We start from the raw sequence: 17289 nt of genomic DNA, 5'->3' as shown, positions 1-17289 counted from the left end.
TCGACCGCGAGATGATCGTCCGGCTGTTGCCGACCTTCGTCATCTCGTTCGGTGTGGTGCTGTGGCTGCTGCTTGGCTATCGCTCACCGGCGATTGCGGGGCTTTGGGGCATCATCATCGCGCTCGGGCTTGCAATGTTCCAAGGCAAATACCGCCCGAAATGGACGCGGCTCTACAGTGCGATGGAAGAAGGCTTCTATCTGGTCGCCATCCTGTCGCTGCTGTTGATCGCGGTCGGGCCTTTGGGTCAGGTCATGCTGACAACGAATCTGTCGGGCCGTCTTGGCGCGGTTCTGGTGCAGTATCTGCCGGACAGCCAGCTTCTACTGCTGTTGGGCGCGATGTGCGTGTCGCTGGTGCTTGGCATGGGTCTGCCGACCCCGGTGGCCTATCTGATCGTGGCGCTGGCGCTGGTGCCGTTCATGCAGCAAATCGGCGTGCCGCCGCTTCAAGCGCATTTCTTCGTGTTCTACTTCGCAGTGTTCTCGACCCTGACGCCACCAATAGCGGTGAGTGTGCTGGCGGCGGCGAAACTGGCGGATGCGTCTTTCCTGAAGACCGCCGGGGAATCGATGAAGATCGCGCTGACCACCTTCATCATTCCGTTCGCCTTCGTCTTCTCGCCCGAATTGATGACCTTTCCGAACCTGACATGGGCTGTGGTGCCCCCTCTGCTGGAGGTGCTGCTGATCCAGCTGACGGTGTCGATCGCGTGCTATGGCCACGTGTTCCGGAACCTGAGGGGATGGGAACGCTGGACCATCGGTCTGGCAGCCTTTGCCGGCTTCCTTGGAATGACGGATCAGGGAAACATTTTCTTCCTGGCACAAGCCGCCCTGTTCTTGCCGATGTGTGCCTATGCCTTCGTGACGCGACAGAAAAAGGCGCCCGAGGCGGCGGCATGATCGCTGAAACTGCCGGCGCGGCCGCCCCTTACGGGCGGCCGTGGCCATACCACAGGACCGGGGCCGACGGAGCATGACAGCCAGAGGGACGGAATATGATTACATCGTGATCGGTGCCGGATCCGCGGGCTGCGTACTGGCGAACCGGCTGAGCGCCGATCCCGGCAATCGCGTGCTGCTGGTCGAAGCTGGTGGCCCCGACACCAACCCCTGGATTCATATCCCGGTGGGATATTTCAAGACCATGCATAACCCGGCGGTCGACTGGTGTTATCACACCGAACAGGACGACGGGCTGGCCGGGCGAGCGCTGGCTTGGCCACGAGGCAAGGTGCTGGGCGGCTCATCATCGCTGAACGGATTGTTGTATGTCCGGGGGCAACCGCAGGATTATGACGGCTGGGCGCAGGCGGGGAATACGGGCTGGGGCTGGGACGATGTGCTGCCGCTGTTCAAACGCTCGCAGGATCAGGAGCGCGGGGACGGTCCTGCACATGGCACGGGCGGGCCATTGGCGGTCAGCGACATTCGGATGTCGCGCCCCATTTGCGATGCCTGGATCGAGGCCGCGCAGACAGCCGGCTACCCTTTCAACCCGGATTGCAACGATGGCGCGCAGGAGGGGGTGGGATATTTCCAACTGACCGCCAGAAACGGGCGGCGCTGCTCGGCGGCGGCTGCGTTCCTGACGCGCGACGTGAAGGCCCGATCCAACCTGACCATCCTCACGCGCACCCTGACCGAGGCCGTGCTGATTGATGGAGGGCACGCCTATGGCGTGCGGCTGAGGGATGCGCGCGGCACGCGGTCCGAGATGCGGGCGCGGCGTGAGGTCATCCTGTCGGCGGGCGCGATCGGATCACCGCAGATCCTGATGCTGTCAGGGATCGGCGATGGCGCGCATCTCGAGTCGCTTGGGATCAAGGTGCATCTGGAGCGCGACCAAGTGGGCCGCAACCTGCAGGATCATCTGCAGGCACGATTGGTCTATCGCTGCAAGGAACCGACCCTGAATGACGAGGTGCGGTCGCTCTTTCGCAAAGGGCTGATCGCGCTGGAATATGCCACGCGGCGCAGCGGGCCAATGGCGATGGCGGCCAGTCTGGCCTTCGGGTTTCTGCGCACCCGGCCCGATCTGGAAACGCCGGACATCCAGTTCCACATTCAACCCTGGTCCGCCGACAGCCCCGGCGAGGGGGTTCATCCGTTCTCGGCCTTCACGATGTCGGTGTGCCAACTGCGCCCCGAAAGCACCGGGGAGATCCGCCTGCGCAGTGCCGATCCCGAGATGCATCCCGCGATCAAGCCGAATTACCTGGCGACCGAAACCGACAGGCGCACGATGATCGACGGGGTCAATATCGCGCGCAGCATCGCCAGCCACAGCCCGCTTACCGAAAAAATCGCGACCAGTCACAACCCCGCCCCCGGCACCGCCGAGGATGACGCGGGCACGCTGGACTGGATCCGGCGCAACTCGACCACGATCTATCATCCGACAGGCACCTGCCGCATGGGTGTGGATGACGCAGCGGTGGTCGATCCCCGGCTACGGGTGCGCGGCATCGACGGGCTACGGGTTGCCGATTGCGCTATCATGCCACGCATCGTGTCGGGAAACACCAATGCGCCGGCGATCATGATCGGAGAGAAGGCCAGCGACATGATCCTGCAGGATCACGCCTGATCCGGCACGGGCCGAACCGGCCCGCGCCATACCGTTCAAACAAGAATTCAAGATGATCTGCATGACCGGCTTGGCCAAAGGCCACTCCGACGGACAGTGACAAGTGCCGAGAGAAGTAAACGGAATTCAGTACATGAATATATTTGTTTATTTTAGATACTTGGTAATATATTTATCATTATATGATAAACTTTTATCACTAATTGATAATTTTTGACTGGACTTCAACACCCGCCTCCCCGAGGTTTGCCCGCACATGCCGTATCAGGCGGGCTTGAACTGGAGGGGTAGCCGGTGTCCGACGCGAACGACATTACCGACCGACGCGTGGAAACATCGCTGGCCAAGGCGATACGTCTGCTGCCCATTGTTGCCGAGCGAAATGCCACGGGCGTCACCCTGTCGACGGTGGCACGCAAGGCCAACCTCACGACCGCGACAGCGCGCAGGCTTCTGCAAGGGCTGGTGGATGGCGGGCTGTTGAGTTTTGACCCCTATTCGAAAATATACACGCTCGGCATCGGGCTATTCGATCTGGCCGGCGCGTCGGGTTCGCCCCGGCAATTCGACGATGTTCGCATGGAACTGCGGCCCGCGCTGGCCGAAACAGCCGCCATCACCGGGGAAACCGCCTATGTGACGGTGCCCTTCGGGGATGAGGCTTTGTGCATCGACACGGCCACCGGCTCGTATCCGCTGAGTGCCAATACCCTCAAGGTGGGCTCAAGGCGTCCGCTTGGCGTGGGCGCGGGAAGTGCGGCAATCCTCGCTGCCCTGCCGGATGATGCCTGCGATCACCTGATTGCCTCCAACAGCGAGGTCTATGGCCGCTATGGAGATCTGACCGTCGCCGAAGTGCGCCGCATGGTCCGCCATTGGCGTGAGCACCGGTATCTCGTGAACAACTCGATCATTATCCCCGATGTCAGCGCCATCGCGGTGGCGGTGTTCGACCGTTCGGGCCGCTTGAAGGCCGGGTTGTCCGTATCGGCCCTGAAATCGCGCCTTGGATCGGTACGCCGCAAGGAAATCGTAGACGTAATGACCCACGCGCTGAACCGCGTGGGCCTCAAGACGTGAGGCACAACAAGAATGTATCCAATCCATTTCTTTGATCGCGCGGTTCGGCTTTGGCCGGATCATATCGCTGTCGAGCATGGCGACCGGACCCAGAGCTACAAGGCGCTTCACGACCGCGTTCAGGCGCTGGCCGTGGGTCTGCAGACGCTTGATCCGGAGTTCGGCTCCAGGGTCGGGATCTGCTGCTACAACTCGATCGACCACCTGGTGAGCTGGCTTGCCGTTCTGGCGGCGGGCAAGGTCTGGGTTCCGCTTCAGCCGATGAACGCCAAGACCGAGCTGGTGCGCGCCATCGAATTCACCCAGGCCTCGATCGTCATCGCGCAGCCTGATACGGTCGGCAAACTCGATGGCGCGGACACGCGGTTTCTTATCTGCGACCCAGAAGGCGGTCCGGACACCACGACCCAGCTTAGGAAGGATCACGACGGGCAGACACCCGCAATCGCGGACATGCCGCTATCGGCCACGCAGGCGATCAAGTTTACGGGCGGCACAACCGGCCTTCCCAAGGGCGTGATGCAGCCCTACCGCGCATGGAACACGAATATCGCGATCCAGGTTTCGGCCTGGTCGCTTGGCGTAGGGCAGCGCTATCTGGCGGCGGCACCGATCACGCATGGAACCTCCACCTATATCCTTCCGACCCTCGCCACGGGCGGCACCCTTGTTCTACTGGATCGGCCCCGGCCCGAGGAAACCCTGCAATTCCTGCAGAATGCCGGGATCACCACTACCTTCGTTCCGCCGACCGTTCTCTATATGCTGATGGAACTCGACGCTGTGGGCGCTTCGGATTACGCCCATCTGAAAAACCTGATCTACGGGGCAGGCCCGATGCGGCCCGATGCGATCGAGCGCGCGCAGAAGATTTTCGGCCCCTGTCTTGCCTCGACTTATGGTCAGACCGAGGCGCCACAGATCGCGACCATGATCTCGGCGCAAGAGCTGCTTGACCCGGCCAAGCGCGCGTCGGTCGGACGAGAGACGTTCCTAAGCCAGGTCGAGATCATGGACACGCAGGGCAAGATCCTGCCCGCGGGCGAAACCGGTGAGATCGTCATTCGCGGCGACTTGTTGATGACCGGCTACTGGAACCAGCCGGATGTCACCGCGCGAACCCTCGTGGATGGCTGGCTGCATACCGGCGATCTGGGTCTGAAGGACGAGGATGGCTACGTGTTCATCCGGGGGCGCGCCAAAGAGATGATCATCACAGGCGGCTTCAACGTCTATCCCGCCGATGTCGAGACGGTGATGGGCGAGCATCCCGAAATCATCGATTGCGCCGTTTATGGCGTGCCGGACGAAAAATGGGGCGAGGCCGTCCATGCCGCCGTGCAGGTCCGCGACGCCAAGGCCGCAAGCGCAGAGGATATCATCGCCTTCATCCGGGAGCGGCTTGGCCCGGTGCAGACCCCCAAATCCATTCGCTTCCTGGAAGCCTTGCCGCGCAATGCGATCGGCAAACTCCAGAAGATGCAACTCGCAGAAGAGCATCTGGCGCAAAATGCCGAAACACTCAAGGAAGGCTAACCATGTCCAAAACCGCACCGACAACATCCCTTTGCCGGTATAACGATACCGAGATCTTTTATCGGGACCGCAATCTTGTCGATGAACTGCTCGCGAAGGACAGCGATTTCGTCACCGTGATGATGCAGCACATTCTGGGCCGTGACGTGACGCCAAGCCAGATGCGCATCATGAACGCGATCCTCATCACCATGATGGAGCACGGCCTGACGCCCAGCGCCATCGCCACAAGGTCGATCTATATGTCCGCGCCCGAGAACCTGCAGGGTGCGGTTGCAGCCGGCCTTCTGGCTGTCGGCAGCCAGTTTGTCGGCACGATCGAGAACAATGCCCGCCTGCTGGCCGAGCTGGTCGATCTTGAGCCGGAGACGCAGGCCAAGCGCGCTGCCGAAATCGTGCGCGAACATCGCGCGCGAAAGGCGCATCTGCCCGGCTTTGGCCACCATCTGCACAAGCCCGATGATCCGCGCGCGCTCAAACTGTTGGAGATCGGCGAGGCGGAATGCCCAAACCCACGCCATCTGAAGGCGCTGCGCACGTTGTCGGCGGCAGTGGATGCCGAATTCCAGCGCCACATCACCATCAACGCGACAGGTGCCACGGCGGCCCTGCTGGGAGACATGGATATCCCGGTCGAGCTGATGCGCGGCTTTGCGGTTATCTCGCGCGCGGCCGGTCTGGTCGCCCATATCGCCGAGGAACAGCGCAAACCGTCCGGTCGTTTCATCTGGGAAACGATCGACAAAGCCATTCCGTTCGAAGACTGACCCGATGGAGGATTTCGCAATCGTCACAGGGGGCGCCAGAGGCATCGGGGCGGCTGTTGCCAAAAGGCTGAAGGCGGATGGTCTGCGGGTCGCCGTGGTGGACCGCATCCCGCCCGAGCATGACAGCGCCGACGAGGTGATCGAGCTTGATCTGTCGGATGTCGAGGCGACACAGGCGGCACTTGGCGCATTCTGCAAGGGCCGACCGGTCACACGGCTGGTCAACAATGCCGGCATCGTGGAGCCTGCGGATGTGATCTCGACCGATCCGTTCTCGATCGATCGGGTGGCTGCGGTCAACCTGCGCGCGCCGCTCGTGTGCCTGCAAGCCGCCTTGCCATCGATGATGGAGGCCCAATCGGGCCGCGTGGTGAACATCTCGAGCCGCGTTGCCCTGGGCAAGGAGCTGCGCACGGCCTATTCGGCGACGAAGGCGGGCCTGCATGGCATGACCAAGACTTGGGCCCTTGAGCTGGGACAGCACGGGATCACCGTGAATGCCATCGGCCCTGGCCCGATTGCGACGGAGCTTTTCAACAAGGTCAACCCGCCAGGGGATCCGCGCACGGAGAAGATAATCGCCTCCGTGCCGGTCAAACGCACCGGAACACCCGAAGACGTGGCGGATGCCGTGTCGTTCTTCTGTTCGGAGAGATCGGGATTCGTAACGGGGCAGGTTCTTTTCGTCTGCGGAGGCATGACGATCGGATCTGCATGAACATCATCCGAACACCCAGAAAGACATCTACACCCAATGGAGGAGAAGAAGATGAAAATTTCCAGAAGAACGATCGTCGGCGCTCTTGGAGCCGCGTCGATGCTGGCCTTCGGCACCTCGGCCATGGCGCAGGACTATCCCACCAAGCGTGTCACCATCATCGTTCCCTACAGCGCCGGTGGCGCAACCGACATTCTGGCACGCCAGGTGGCGGACGGTCTGAGCAAGGTTCTGGATGAAACCGTGACGGTCGAGAACCGTCCCGGCGCGGGGGCAACGCTTGGCACCACGCAAGCGGCGAATGCCCGTCCCGATGGATACACGCTGTTCATGGGTCAGGTGTCGTCGCACGGGATCGCGCCTGCGGTCTACAAGAACCTGCAATATGATCCGGTCGCGGATTTCGCACCGATCAAGCTGCTGATGTCCATTCCCAACGTGATGGTCGTCAACAAGGACAGCCCGTTCAAGACCGCCGGTGAATTCCTAGAAGCGGCCAAGGCGGAGGGTAAGACCTTCGGATCGTCCGGTGTGGGCAGCTCGATCCACCTGTCGGGTGAAATGTTCAAGTCCCGCACAGGTGCGAACATGACCCATGTTCCGTTCCGTGGCAGCGGCGAGGCCGTTCCCGCATTGCTGGCCGGTGACGTGGACGTGATGTTCGACAACCTGCCCTCGGCCATGCCGCATATCGAGTCGGGTGCGTTGCGCGCTTTGGCCGTGACCACGCCGGAACGGTCGTCGAAACTCGACGGCGTCCCCACGCTGGACGAGCTTGATATCCCTGAACTCGACGGGTTCGCGGCACGCTCGTGGTTCGGTCTGCTGGCACCGTCGGGGACGGATGCGGCAGTGATCGCCACCCTGTCCGGGGCGCTGGACCAGGTCATCGCAAGCGAAGCCTTTGTCAATTTCGCCGATACGCGCGGCGCCGATATCGAGGGCGGCAGCCCCGAAGAGTTCAGCGCGTTCATCGCAAGCGAATTGGCAAGCTGGAAAACCGTCGTCGACGAGGCCGGCGTCACGGTCGAGTAAATCCACGACATCTTCGGTGGCGGTCCGCAAGGGCCGCCGCCGAAACCGGGCGGCATGGGAGGAGCAGCCATGAGCGAGACCATCACTCAAACCAAGGCCCGCAAGGGGCGGCGCCGCGAAATCCTGTTCGCGGCCCTGACGCTTGCGGCCTCGATTCTGTTCGGACTTTTCGTCATTCCGGGCGGCGTCGTGACCCCGGCTTCGGTCAAACATCTGCCGCTTTCGCCTGCTTTCCTGCCTTATCTTCTGACGGCTGCCATCGGCATCTTCGCGTTGATCCACCTGCTCGAAGCCATCTTTGCCCCGCATATCCCCGCCGAGGAGGAAGCGGGCGCGCTCGACGCACACCCCAAGTGGAAGAGCCGCGTTCTGATGCTCGTCGCTCTGCTTCTGGTCTATTTGCTGCTGCCCGATCAATTGGGGATGCTGGTGACCTCCATGGTGGTGACCATAGCGCTTCTTGCCATGGGCGGCGAACGCAGGCCCGTCATCCTGATTGGTGTCGGGATCAGCGTGCCGCTGCTGGTCTATCTGTTTTTCACCCAAGTCGCGCAGGTCCCGATGCCGCTCGGCTTTTTCGAAGACTGGATGTGATCCATGTTTGAAAACATCGCGACCGGTTTCGAACTTTTCTTCACCCTTGGCAATATCCTGGCGATCACCGCCGGGGTCTGTCTTGGCGTTGTCGTGGGCGCGATCCCAGGCCTGACGGCCACAATGGCCGTGGCCCTGGCGCTGCCCTTCACCTTCAATCTCGATCCCGTCACCGGCATCCTGTTGCTTGTCGGGGTCTACAAGGGCGGTGTGTTCGGCGGGTCGATCACGGCAATCCTGATCCGCGCCCCGGGTACGCCGGCGGCCGCCTGTACCGTGCTGGATGGCTACCCGCTGGCCCAGAAGGGACAGGCGGGCAAGGCGCTCAACATGGCGCTATATGCGTCCTGCATCGCGGATTTCCTGTCCAACCTGTCGCTGATCTTCTTTGCCAGCCTGATCGCGGGTCTGGCGCTGGCCTTCGGGCCACCGGAATATTTCTGGCTGATCTGCTTCTCTCTGACGGTTGTGATCTCGATCTCGGGGTCGTCACTGACCAAGGGTTTGATCTCGGGACTTCTGGGCCTGCTGACCTCGACCATCGGGCTGGATCTGGTCTATGGCACGCAACGCTTCACCTATGGCAATTTCAATTTGATGGGTGGCGTGAGCTATATCCCCCTGCTCATCGGTCTGTTCGCCTTGCCCGAAGTGATCGACTTCTATGTGCGCAAGGTCGCTCCCTTCACGGTCAAGGCCGCGGATCGGAGCCGCGTGACGCTTGCGGAATTCAAGGGCAGCCTGCTGTCCATCGTCCGCGGCAGTTTCATCGGTGTCATCATCGGCACCATCCCCGGCGCCGGTGCCACTGCTGCGGCCTTCCTGTCCTATGGCGAGGCGCGCCGGACGGCCAAATCGCCCGAAACCTTCGGCAAGGGCAATGTCGAAGGCGTTGCTGCCTCGGAGGCGGGCAATAACGGCGTGGCGGGAGCGACGCTCATACCGCTTCTCGCGCTTGGTATTCCGGGCGATGTCGTCACGGCGGTGATCCTTGGCGCCTTCATGCTGCAGGGCCTGACCCCGGGACCGTTGATGTTCCAGGACAATATCACGATCATCTACGCGATCTTCATCGGGATCATGCTCAGTTCCATCGTGCTTCTTGGCTCGGGCAAGCTTGCGATCCGCTATTTCGCGCGTATCGCGGACATTCCGCGCCATATCCTGCTGCCGATCGTGCTGATGTTCTGCGTCTTCGGCAGCTATGCGGTTCAAAGCCAGATGTTCGATGTGGGTGTGATGCTGGCCTTTGGCGTCCTGGGCTTCATCATGATGAAGATCAACATGGCGGCCGCCCCGTTCCTGATGGGCTTCATCCTCGGCCCGCTCTTCGAGGATAACCTGCGCCGGTCGTTCCTGATCTCCGAGGATATCCTGATCTTCTTCCGCAGCCCGATCTGCTGGATCTTCATCGCTATAACGGTGTTCTCGCTCTTCGTGGGCATCCGGCGCGAGTTGCGTGCGACACGCGCCAAACGGGACGCGATACGCGCCTCGGGTACGTCATGAGCCAGGAGCTTGCAAACCGGATCGCGCTTGTGATCGGTGCGGGATCGATTGCCGAAGGCATCGGTATCGGTCGGGCGATCGCCATATGCATGGCGCGGGCGGGCGCGCACGTCATCGCGGCGGATGCCGATCCGGCATCCGCAGCCGACACGGTGCGACTGATCCATGACGAGGGCGGCAAGGCCGAAGCCCGCACGGTCGACGTGCTGAAGGATTCCAGCGTCACGGACCTGATTGGCGATATCGAAGAGCGCCATGGACGGCTTGATATCCTGCATTGCAATGTAGGGCTTGGCAAAAGCGGCCCCTCCCAGAATACCAGCCCTGCGGACTGGCGGCGCATCAGCGACGCCAACCTGACCTCGCTGCATGTGGCGGCCCAGGCCGCGCTGCCGATGATGCGCGCTCAGGGGCGCGGTGTCATCACCGTCACATCGTCGATCGCGTCGATCCGGCATGTGGGTTATCCGCATCTTGCCTATTCCGCCACCAAAGCTGGTGCCAACCAGTTCGCCCGTGCCCTCGCCGTTGAGCTGGCCCCGGAGGGCATCCGCGTCAATGCGATCATCGCCGGTCTGATCGACACGCCGCGGATTGGTATCACCCTGGCGAAAAGCTACGGTGACAAGACCGAAGCCCAGATGCGCGAGGCGCGCGCCCGGCAATGTCCAATTGGCCGGATGGGCAGCGCATGGGATATCGCCGAGGCGGCGGTTTTTCTGGCCTCGGATCGGGCAGGCTATATCACGGGGACCGAATTGGTCGTCGATGGAGGCCTTTCGGCGAGCATCCGCCAGGCCGTGGATGGCTGACAGGCCCGCCATGGCACTTCCCTTGAAGGCAAGGCTCAACACCTTACTGGCATTTTTTCTGCTGGGCGCAGGAGCCGTGTCGATCATGCATCCCGTTCCCGAGAGTCCCGTGGCATGCGCGTTGATCGCCCTTGCCGTTTTGAACCACCGCCGTCTCAACCGACCCGCAAGGATCATCGGAAGCATCGTGACCGTGTTGTTCTTCTTGGTCTGGATCACCGGCTGGCTTGACGCCTCGGACGCCATGTCGCGCGTGACATTCCTGGGCGCCTTCCTGATCGCGCTCGGCATGCTGAGCCGCGCCGCCTCGCGGGCGCCCGATATCCGAAGCGCTGCCACGGTGGTCGCGAGTAGACCGCGCGGGGCACGGTATCTTTTCGTGACCTTCGGCACGCATATTTTCGCGATCTTTCTCAATTTCGGGGCCGCCAGCCTGATGGCGACGCTGCTGGCCCAAAGCAGGGAAACGCTTGCGCGTCAGAACGCGATCGAAGACCTGACTCTGGCCATGCTGCGCGGGTTCGCGGCGATGCCGATGTGGTCACCGCTCGCGCTGTCGACGATCATCACCTTGTCGATCCTGCCGGAGGTCGATTATTTTCAGATCCTGCCCTTCGGCATCGCCGCCGGCCTGATGTACGTAACCGCCGGTTATCTTCTGTCGAAGAGCGCGCCGGCACAAACGGATCTCGCGCGTGCCCTGCCCCCGCTTCACGAGCAGAAGGTGCTGGCGCGGGTCGTGCTGAGGGTTGCGCTGCTGGTCACAGTCGCGTTCGGCCTCAATCAGTTGGCCGGTCTTTCGATGCCCGAGTCCGTGCTTGTCGCCGTTCTGGGTTTTTCTTTGTCCTGGTGGGCTTTGCAAACATGGGCGGGCAGCGCGCCGGGATTGCACGAGGAGCTGGCTGTCACGGTCGAAACGGGTGTCAATGAGATCGTGATTGTGTCGGGAGCCGGTTTTCTGGGCGCCACCATCGCCAAGGCAATCGCCACATTCGACGGCGCCTTGTCCGCCCCGCCGGATATCGTGATCCCCGCGCTCATCGCTCTGGTACCAGTCGGGATGGTCATCGGAGGTCTTTGGGCGATAAACCCGATCGTTTCGGCCAGTATCCTGCTGGGCGTGCTGCACCCGCTTGTTCCAGAAGCCGCGCTGATCTGGCTGGCGCTGGCCGCGATCATCGGATGGGGCATTACCGCCGCCTCTTCGCCCTTCACCGCGAATGTTCTGATCACCAGTCGGGTGATGGGGCTCGAGGCAGGACCGCTCGTGCGGTCGGGCAACATCAAACTCACCTGCCTGGCGCTTCTGGCGACCGGGCTTTTCTGCGCCATTGCCGCATTCATTTCATTGCAAAGGTAGATCCTCCATGAACCACATGATGCAAGCCATCTTCGCCATAAGCCCCGGCGGCCCCGAGGTTCTTCAGCCGCGCGGGATCGCCGTTCCCGAACCCGCCCCGGGCGAGGTGCTGATCCGGGTCGCAGCGGCAGGGGTCAACCGCCCTGATCTGCGTCAGCGCCAGGGCGGATATCCGCCGCCTCCCGGCATCACCGAGGTGCTCGGGCTGGAAGTCGCAGGCGAGATCGTGTCCTGCGGCGCAGGCGTCAGGCGGTTTTCGCATGGCGACAAGGTCTGCGCCTTGGTGGCTGGCGGCGGATATGCCGAATATTGCGTGGCGCCCGAAGAGCAGGTTCTGCCCTGGCCTGCGGGCCTGACGGCGATTGAGGCCGCAGCCATCCCCGAAACCTTCTTCACCGTCTGGACGAACCTCTTCCGGATCGGGCGGCTGGCCGAAGGGGATACTGTCCTGATCCATGGCGGCGCAAGCGGCATCGGCACCACCGCGATCCAGCTGGCCCGCGCCTTCGGTGCGACGGTCTATGCCACCGCGGGTACGGGTGAGAAATGTCAGGCGTGCCGGGATCTGGGCGCCACCGAGGCGATCAACTACAAAACGGAGCGTTTCGAGGAAGAGATCCTGCGCCAGACCGAAGGGCGCGGCGTCGATGTCATTCTTGACATGATCTGCGCCGAGTATCTGGAGCGCAATCTTGCATCACTGGCCGTTGCGGGGCGGCTCGTCATCATCGCCTTTCTGGGCGGCGGGAAGGCAGAGGTGAATATCGAAGGCATGATCCGCAAGCGCCAGAGCCTGTGCGGCAGCACCCTGCGCCCGCAAACGCCGCAAGAAAAGGGTCTGATCGCCGCAGATCTGCAGCGCAAGGTCTGGCCGCTTCTGGAAAATGGCACAGTCAAGCCGGTGATCCATTCGGTCCACCCGCTTGACCGGGCCTGCGACGCCCATGCCGAGCTGGAAGCGGGCGGGCATGTGGGAAAAATCGTCTTGTCCGTGGATTAGGGCTTGGGGGCCGAGGGCGCAAACCCCTCAGGTCCGGCATGATGTGACCGTGGGACTATCGGTGTCTTTGGCGTCGGATCAAAACCCACCTGCCCCGGCATTAAGGATGCTCAATCTTGTTCGGGCGCCAGTCGGATCAGCGCGATGGCGGGTATAGGCATTTTCTGGAATCGCGTCTTGTCGGGCCTGCATGCGTCTGCCCGGTGCGGCTCGGCAGCGCCACGGGATATCCCATGTGAGTATTTGGGGAACGATGAAAATGGGGGCCGGAAAGAGCGAGGCGGCGGCATCATTGCGCGGTTTGCTCGCCATAGGGCTAGCCCGGCAGGATGATCACGGATCGCCCATAGCAGAGCGGAGAGACGCATTGCTGCCGCTGGCCGAGCTTGGGCCAGGGCAGGCGATCCTGTCGTCTGGTTACGGCACGACAAGACAAAGGGGCGCCGCCACCGTCTCCGTGAGGTAGCGACGCCCCTGTCTTTTGCCGGCATCAGCCGCATGCGTACTGTCAGGGGACCTGTCAGTCGCAGCGTGGAAGCCATCGCCGGCCCTGCCCAGGCAAGGCCGGGAAGGTAGTCAGTTGTCCTGGCGCAGGGAACTGTCATCCGGTTCCAGAGGACCATTTCGCTGCGGCGACACGGAGGGCGCGACGGAATTGCCAGGTGCGAGGTTGAGCGAGCCGCGGCGATCATCGTAATCCTCATACTCGAATTCGACCACCTGGAGTGTGCCGGGGTCGAGTTTCACCTCGATTGGGCGACCATTGGCGTCGCGTCCCTCGATCTTGTAGCAGGCATCGTCGATCTTGAACTCACGCACTGTCCAGCCGTTTTGCCGGGCCAGTTGCATCGCGGTCTCTTGCGGCTGCCATTGATCACGGGGCACGAAACAATCATCGTCATCCGCAAGCACGGCACCCGCTGGCAAGGTGGCGAAAAGGGTCAGGGCGATCAGTGTCTTTTTCATGGCAGTATCTCCTTTGTTGCTGCTGAGACCAATTTGGCGCCGGTATCTGAGGGTTTCCTGACGGCCCGACGTTTTCCACGTCAGCTCGCTGTCAGGAAGCGCCGGCCAGAAGAAAAGGCCCCGCCGGGGACAGCGGGGCCAGCTGGCCGGTTGCTCTTGAGGCTTTTATGTCAGGTGATATCGTCCACAACGGGCGCGCGCTTGTCTCCGGTGACCATCGCGCCAGCAAGGTTCTCGCGATGGCGGGCCGACGCCAGCATCACACCGCCCACATGCAGCGCGACCAGCAAGAGCAACATGTTGGCGAAGACCTCATGCGCGTCTTCGAGTGTCTCTCTCATGGACTCGGCATGCTCACCGTATTCGCGATGGGCACCGACCTCGTCCGTCCATGCGGGAGCCAAAATGGACGGCACCATTGCCAAGCGATCGGGCGCATCCATGAGCCATCCTGTGCCGGCGACGCAGGAGAGCGTTGCAAGCAAAGACAGCACCATGACCGCGCCCGCCGGATTATGTCCCAGATAGCGCCGTTCCTGCCCACGCAACATGTCGCGCAGATAGGCAAGAGTCGCCCGGGGGGGCCTGACAAATTGAGAAAAGCGCGCATAGCGGCTTCCCAGAAGCCCCCATACCAGCCGGATCGCGACAAGTCCTGCAACCGCGTAGCCGGACAGCTCGTGTATCCTCGAAAGCTCTTCCGCGCTCGCCCAAGCCAGCGCGACGGTCGCGACAAGAGCCCAGTGAAACGTCCTGATGACCGCGTCCCAGACCCGGACCCTGCCGGGCGCGCCCGTATCGATATGCCGGACGTCGTGATCGATTGCATCAGTCATCGTCATGACCTTTGCGGTTGCGGCGGTCATCGTCATCGTCATCATAGTCGTCTTCGTATTCGAACTCGATGATCTGGAGCGTCTCGGGATGGAGCGTCACCTCGATGCGCCGTCCGGCGGCATCCCTGCCGTCGATCTCGTAGCAACCATCGTCGATCTTGATGCGACGCACCGTCCAGCCATTCTCGGCAGCGAGCCGAGCGACCGTCTCGCGCGGTTGCCAATCCGCCATCGGCGCATAGCAATCATCGTCCGCCAATGCGGCGCCAGCCGGGAGAACCGCGATAAAACCAAGAATTGTCAATGTCTTCTTCATGGGACAAACTCAATGTGGAGCATCTGTTCAGGGGCATTAAGCCTCACCATACTGACAGGAACCTGAAGAGGTGTTCCCGCAAGCGTCAGCTTTGCGTCAGCCGCAGCCGCCAAAGCTGGATCATCGAAACGGAAGGAACATCCATGCGCATCCTGCTGATCGAGGACGATACGACGCTCGGCGCGGCCGTGCGTGACCAGATTGCGGCGGATGGCCGGTCGGTTGATTGGGTCACCAGGCTTGACGCTGCGGATGATGCGCTGCGCGCAACGTCTTATGACCTGATCCTTCTTGACCTTATGCTGCCGGATGGACGCGGCATCGGATTTCTGAAGGCGTTGCGACTGCGGGGCGATGTTACGCCGGTCATCATTCTGACCGCCCTCGATCAGGTCACGGATCGGATCGAGGGGTTGAACGCGGGTGCTGATGACTACCTCGTGAAGCCCTTCGACCTTGCCGAATTGTCCGCAAGGATCGGCTCGGTCGCGCGGCGCTATTGTGGCAACCCAAACCCGATCATCAGCCATGGCCCCATCGACGTCGACCTTGCCGCGCACAGTGTTCATCGCGACGGCAAGCCGGTGCAATTGACAGCGCGAGAATGGGCGCTGTTCGAGGCCTTTCTTGCGCGTCCCGGGCAGCTTTTGTCGAAGGCGCAACTTGAAGAAAAGCTTTATGAATTTGGCGCCGAGGTGGAAAGCAACACGATCGAAGTGCATGTCAGCCGGTTGCGCAAGAAACTGGGAGCCGGGATCATCGAAACCGAGCGCGGTATGGGTTACCGTCTGGGGCGCCCATGAGATGGCCGACAAGCCTGCAGGCCCGGCTTGCGCTGTCGCTTGGCCTTGTGCTGACAATCCTCTGGCTTGTGGCTGCGACGGTGACGGCTGTCACGATCCGCGGCGAGATGGACGAGGTCTTTGACAGCGCCCTGCGCGAAACCGCAGAGCGCATCCTTCCGCTCGCGGTAACCGACATCGTCGGTCGGGAAGATCAGGGAATAACGCAGCGACTGACCCCGATCCGCGCGCATGACGAGTTTTTTACCTATGTGGTGCGCGATAGCGAAGGGCGCGTTCTTCTGCAGTCCCATGCGGCCGATCCGGCCATTTTCCCACCCTATGACGGGACCGGGTTTCAGCAGACCGCCACTCATCGCCTGTATAGTGATGCGGCGCTGCGGGGGACGATCCGGATCACGGTAGCCGAACCGCTGACGCATCGCGCCGAGGTCGCGCGCGAAATCCAGGTTGGATTCGGCCTGCCACTGTTGATCGTGCTGCCGGTGGCGCTGGTGGCCATCATTCTGACTGTGCAGTTCAGTCTCGCGCCGCTGCGCCATTTCCGCACGCGGATCGAGACGCGGAGCGCACGCGACCTGTCGGAAATCCCCGCCGAGGGCTTGCCGGCAGAGCTGTCGCCCCTCGCGGCAACGGTCAACGGGCTGCTTGCCCGGATGCGCGACGCCTTCGAGGCCGAACGCAGCTTTGCGGCCAATGCAGCCCATGAAATCCGCACGCCTCTGGCGGGCGCCATCGGGCAGGCCCAGCGCATTCGATCCGAAACACGTGATCCGGCGATTGACGCGCGCGCTCGGGAAATTGAAACGACACTCAAGCGGCTGACCCGGCTTTCCGAGCGCCTGATGCAGCTTGCGCGGGCGGAAGGCGGGCAGCTGAGAACGGACCGGGGCACCGATATCAGGACCATCGCGAGGGTCATGGTGGAGGATATGGCGCGCGCCTGCGCGCCGGGGCGCATCGTTCTGAATCTGCCGGACAGGCCTGTCCTGTCGGACATCCACCCCGACGCTTTCGGCATCCTGTGCCGAAACCTTGTGGAGAACGCCTTGCGCCATGGCGCGGAAACCACTCCGGTCGAGGTGAGCCTGACAAGCGACGGTCTTCTAAGCGTGGCAAATGACGGCCCGGTCGTACCGCGCGACGCGATCGCCCGACTGGCGGGTCGTTTCGAGCGCGCGAACGCCAGTAGTGAGGGCAGCGGGCTGGGTCTGGCCATCGTCACGGCCATCGCCGAGCGGATCGGAAGCGACCTCGTTCTGGTGTCACCACGCCCCGATGCGCCCGACGGGTTTCAGGCATCGATCCGACTGCCTATGGTTCCCGGCACGCCCTCGCAGGACTGACCCACAAGGTTTGAAGTGC

At 62.3% G+C, this 17289-nt stretch carries 17 protein-coding genes; 14 read left to right on the top strand and 3 right to left on the bottom strand.

Annotated features, from left to right (window positions below; translation table 11 throughout):
* From RAZWK3B_RS18115 to RAZWK3B_RS18060, 12 genes are all read left to right on the top strand, one after another.
* Positions 1-905, top strand: a 905-nt coding sequence (locus tag RAZWK3B_RS18115) for a TRAP transporter large permease subunit (protein ID WP_007817714.1), incomplete at its 5' end; no start/stop codon positions are given.
* 73 nt (positions 906-978) lie between these two features.
* Positions 979-2592 carry a GMC family oxidoreductase gene (locus tag RAZWK3B_RS18110; protein WP_007817713.1) on the top strand — a complete coding sequence of 538 codons (1614 nt, stop codon included), beginning with the start codon at positions 979-981 and terminating at the stop codon, positions 2590-2592.
* 294 nt (positions 2593-2886) lie between these two features.
* Positions 2887-3672 carry an IclR family transcriptional regulator gene (locus RAZWK3B_RS18105; RefSeq protein WP_007817712.1) on the top strand — a complete coding sequence of 262 codons (786 nt, stop codon included), beginning with the start codon at positions 2887-2889 and terminating at the stop codon, positions 3670-3672.
* Between the two features lie 12 nt (positions 3673-3684).
* Positions 3685-5208: a class I adenylate-forming enzyme family protein gene (locus RAZWK3B_RS18100; protein WP_007817711.1), complete on the top strand. Its 1524-nt coding sequence runs from the start codon at positions 3685-3687 to the stop codon at positions 5206-5208.
* Between the two features lie 2 nt (positions 5209-5210).
* Positions 5211-5975 carry a citryl-CoA lyase gene (locus RAZWK3B_RS18095; RefSeq protein WP_007817710.1) on the top strand — a complete coding sequence of 255 codons (765 nt, stop codon included), beginning with the start codon at positions 5211-5213 and terminating at the stop codon, positions 5973-5975.
* A 4-nt stretch (positions 5976-5979) separates the two neighbouring features.
* Complete coding sequence (locus tag RAZWK3B_RS18090; RefSeq protein WP_007817709.1) at positions 5980-6693, top strand: SDR family NAD(P)-dependent oxidoreductase; 714 nt, start codon at positions 5980-5982, stop codon at positions 6691-6693.
* Between the two features lie 51 nt (positions 6694-6744).
* A complete protein-coding gene (locus RAZWK3B_RS18085; protein ID WP_037296250.1) occupies positions 6745-7728 on the top strand; it encodes a Bug family tripartite tricarboxylate transporter substrate binding protein in 984 nt (327 codons plus the stop codon).
* Between the two features lie 69 nt (positions 7729-7797).
* Positions 7798-8322, top strand: a complete 525-nt coding sequence (locus RAZWK3B_RS18080; RefSeq protein WP_007817707.1) for a tripartite tricarboxylate transporter TctB family protein — start codon at positions 7798-7800, stop codon at positions 8320-8322.
* 3 nt (positions 8323-8325) lie between these two features.
* Complete coding sequence (locus RAZWK3B_RS18075) at positions 8326-9831, top strand: tripartite tricarboxylate transporter permease (protein WP_007817705.1); 1506 nt, start codon at positions 8326-8328, stop codon at positions 9829-9831.
* Positions 9828-10643 carry an SDR family NAD(P)-dependent oxidoreductase gene (locus RAZWK3B_RS18070; protein ID WP_007817702.1) on the top strand — a complete coding sequence of 272 codons (816 nt, stop codon included), beginning with the start codon at positions 9828-9830 and terminating at the stop codon, positions 10641-10643. The genes RAZWK3B_RS18075 and RAZWK3B_RS18070 overlap by 4 nt, the downstream gene beginning before the upstream one ends.
* Before the next feature lie 10 nt (positions 10644-10653).
* Positions 10654-12003, top strand: coding sequence for a hypothetical protein (locus RAZWK3B_RS18065; protein ID WP_007817701.1), 1350 nt, complete (start codon positions 10654-10656; stop codon positions 12001-12003).
* Between the two features lie 7 nt (positions 12004-12010).
* Positions 12011-13003 carry an NAD(P)H-quinone oxidoreductase gene (locus RAZWK3B_RS18060; RefSeq protein ID WP_007817700.1) on the top strand — a complete coding sequence of 331 codons (993 nt, stop codon included), beginning with the start codon at positions 12011-12013 and terminating at the stop codon, positions 13001-13003.
* Between the two features lie 576 nt (positions 13004-13579).
* Here the strand turns inward: RAZWK3B_RS18060 and RAZWK3B_RS18050 are convergent.
* From RAZWK3B_RS18050 to RAZWK3B_RS18040, 3 genes are all read right to left on the bottom strand, one after another.
* Positions 13580-13969: a PepSY domain-containing protein gene (locus RAZWK3B_RS18050; protein ID WP_007817697.1), complete on the bottom strand. Its 390-nt coding sequence runs from the start codon at positions 13967-13969 to the stop codon at positions 13580-13582.
* A 170-nt stretch (positions 13970-14139) separates the two neighbouring features.
* On the bottom strand, positions 14140-14847 hold the full coding sequence (locus RAZWK3B_RS18045) for a cytochrome b/b6 domain-containing protein (RefSeq protein ID WP_232279564.1): 708 nt from the start codon (positions 14845-14847) through the stop codon (positions 14140-14142).
* Positions 14798-15121 (bottom strand): PepSY domain-containing protein, encoded by a 324-nt coding sequence (locus tag RAZWK3B_RS18040; RefSeq protein ID WP_007817693.1) that lies wholly within the window; start codon positions 15119-15121, stop codon positions 14798-14800. Before RAZWK3B_RS18040 ends, RAZWK3B_RS18045 begins: the two co-directional genes overlap by 50 nt.
* A 143-nt stretch (positions 15122-15264) precedes the next feature.
* On the opposite strand from RAZWK3B_RS18040, the gene RAZWK3B_RS18035 reads away from it, so the two are divergent.
* Both RAZWK3B_RS18035 and RAZWK3B_RS18030 read left to right on the top strand, forming a co-directional pair.
* The gene (locus RAZWK3B_RS18035) at positions 15265-15924 is read left to right on the top strand and encodes a response regulator transcription factor (protein WP_007817689.1); all 660 of its coding nucleotides are present in this window, start codon (positions 15265-15267) and stop codon (positions 15922-15924) included.
* The gene (locus RAZWK3B_RS18030; RefSeq protein ID WP_007817687.1) at positions 15921-17270 is read left to right on the top strand and encodes an ATP-binding protein; all 1350 of its coding nucleotides are present in this window, start codon (positions 15921-15923) and stop codon (positions 17268-17270) included. The genes RAZWK3B_RS18035 and RAZWK3B_RS18030 overlap by 4 nt, the downstream gene beginning before the upstream one ends.
* Positions 17271-17289 lie beyond the last annotated feature (19 nt).

Source organism: Roseobacter sp. AzwK-3b, from assembly GCF_000170875.1.
In the GTDB taxonomy this organism is placed as follows: Bacteria; Pseudomonadota; Alphaproteobacteria; order Rhodobacterales; family Rhodobacteraceae; genus Roseovarius; species Roseovarius litoreus.
This window is presented reverse-complemented; position numbering and strand designations above follow the sequence as displayed.

What these genes read in the sequence shown, in the direction of transcription:
- RAZWK3B_RS18110 (WP_007817713.1), top strand. Translation starts at nt 979, where the DNA reads ATGACAGCCAGAGGGACGGAATATGATTACATCGTGATCGGTGCCGGA.
- RAZWK3B_RS18095 (WP_007817710.1), top strand. Translation starts at nt 5,211, where the DNA reads ATGTCCAAAACCGCACCGACAACATCCCTTTGCCGGTATAACGATACC.
- RAZWK3B_RS18045 (WP_232279564.1), bottom strand. Translation starts at nt 14,847, where the DNA reads ATGACGATGACGATGACCGCCGCAACCGCAAAGGTCATGACGATGACT.
- RAZWK3B_RS18050 (WP_007817697.1), bottom strand. Translation starts at nt 13,969, where the DNA reads ATGAAAAAGACACTGATCGCCCTGACCCTTTTCGCCACCTTGCCAGCG.
- RAZWK3B_RS18040 (WP_007817693.1), bottom strand. Translation starts at nt 15,121, where the DNA reads ATGAAGAAGACATTGACAATTCTTGGTTTTATCGCGGTTCTCCCGGCT.
- RAZWK3B_RS18065 (WP_007817701.1), top strand. Translation starts at nt 10,654, where the DNA reads ATGGCACTTCCCTTGAAGGCAAGGCTCAACACCTTACTGGCATTTTTT.
- RAZWK3B_RS18075 (WP_007817705.1), top strand. Translation starts at nt 8,326, where the DNA reads ATGTTTGAAAACATCGCGACCGGTTTCGAACTTTTCTTCACCCTTGGC.
- RAZWK3B_RS18100 (WP_007817711.1), top strand. Translation starts at nt 3,685, where the DNA reads ATGTATCCAATCCATTTCTTTGATCGCGCGGTTCGGCTTTGGCCGGAT.
- RAZWK3B_RS18030 (WP_007817687.1), top strand. Translation starts at nt 15,921, where the DNA reads ATGAGATGGCCGACAAGCCTGCAGGCCCGGCTTGCGCTGTCGCTTGGC.
- RAZWK3B_RS18090 (WP_007817709.1), top strand. Translation starts at nt 5,980, where the DNA reads ATGGAGGATTTCGCAATCGTCACAGGGGGCGCCAGAGGCATCGGGGCG.
- RAZWK3B_RS18080 (WP_007817707.1), top strand. Translation starts at nt 7,798, where the DNA reads ATGAGCGAGACCATCACTCAAACCAAGGCCCGCAAGGGGCGGCGCCGC.
- RAZWK3B_RS18035 (WP_007817689.1), top strand. Translation starts at nt 15,265, where the DNA reads ATGCGCATCCTGCTGATCGAGGACGATACGACGCTCGGCGCGGCCGTG.
- RAZWK3B_RS18070 (WP_007817702.1), top strand. Translation starts at nt 9,828, where the DNA reads ATGAGCCAGGAGCTTGCAAACCGGATCGCGCTTGTGATCGGTGCGGGA.
- RAZWK3B_RS18085 (WP_037296250.1), top strand. Translation starts at nt 6,745, where the DNA reads ATGAAAATTTCCAGAAGAACGATCGTCGGCGCTCTTGGAGCCGCGTCG.
- RAZWK3B_RS18060 (WP_007817700.1), top strand. Translation starts at nt 12,011, where the DNA reads ATGAACCACATGATGCAAGCCATCTTCGCCATAAGCCCCGGCGGCCCC.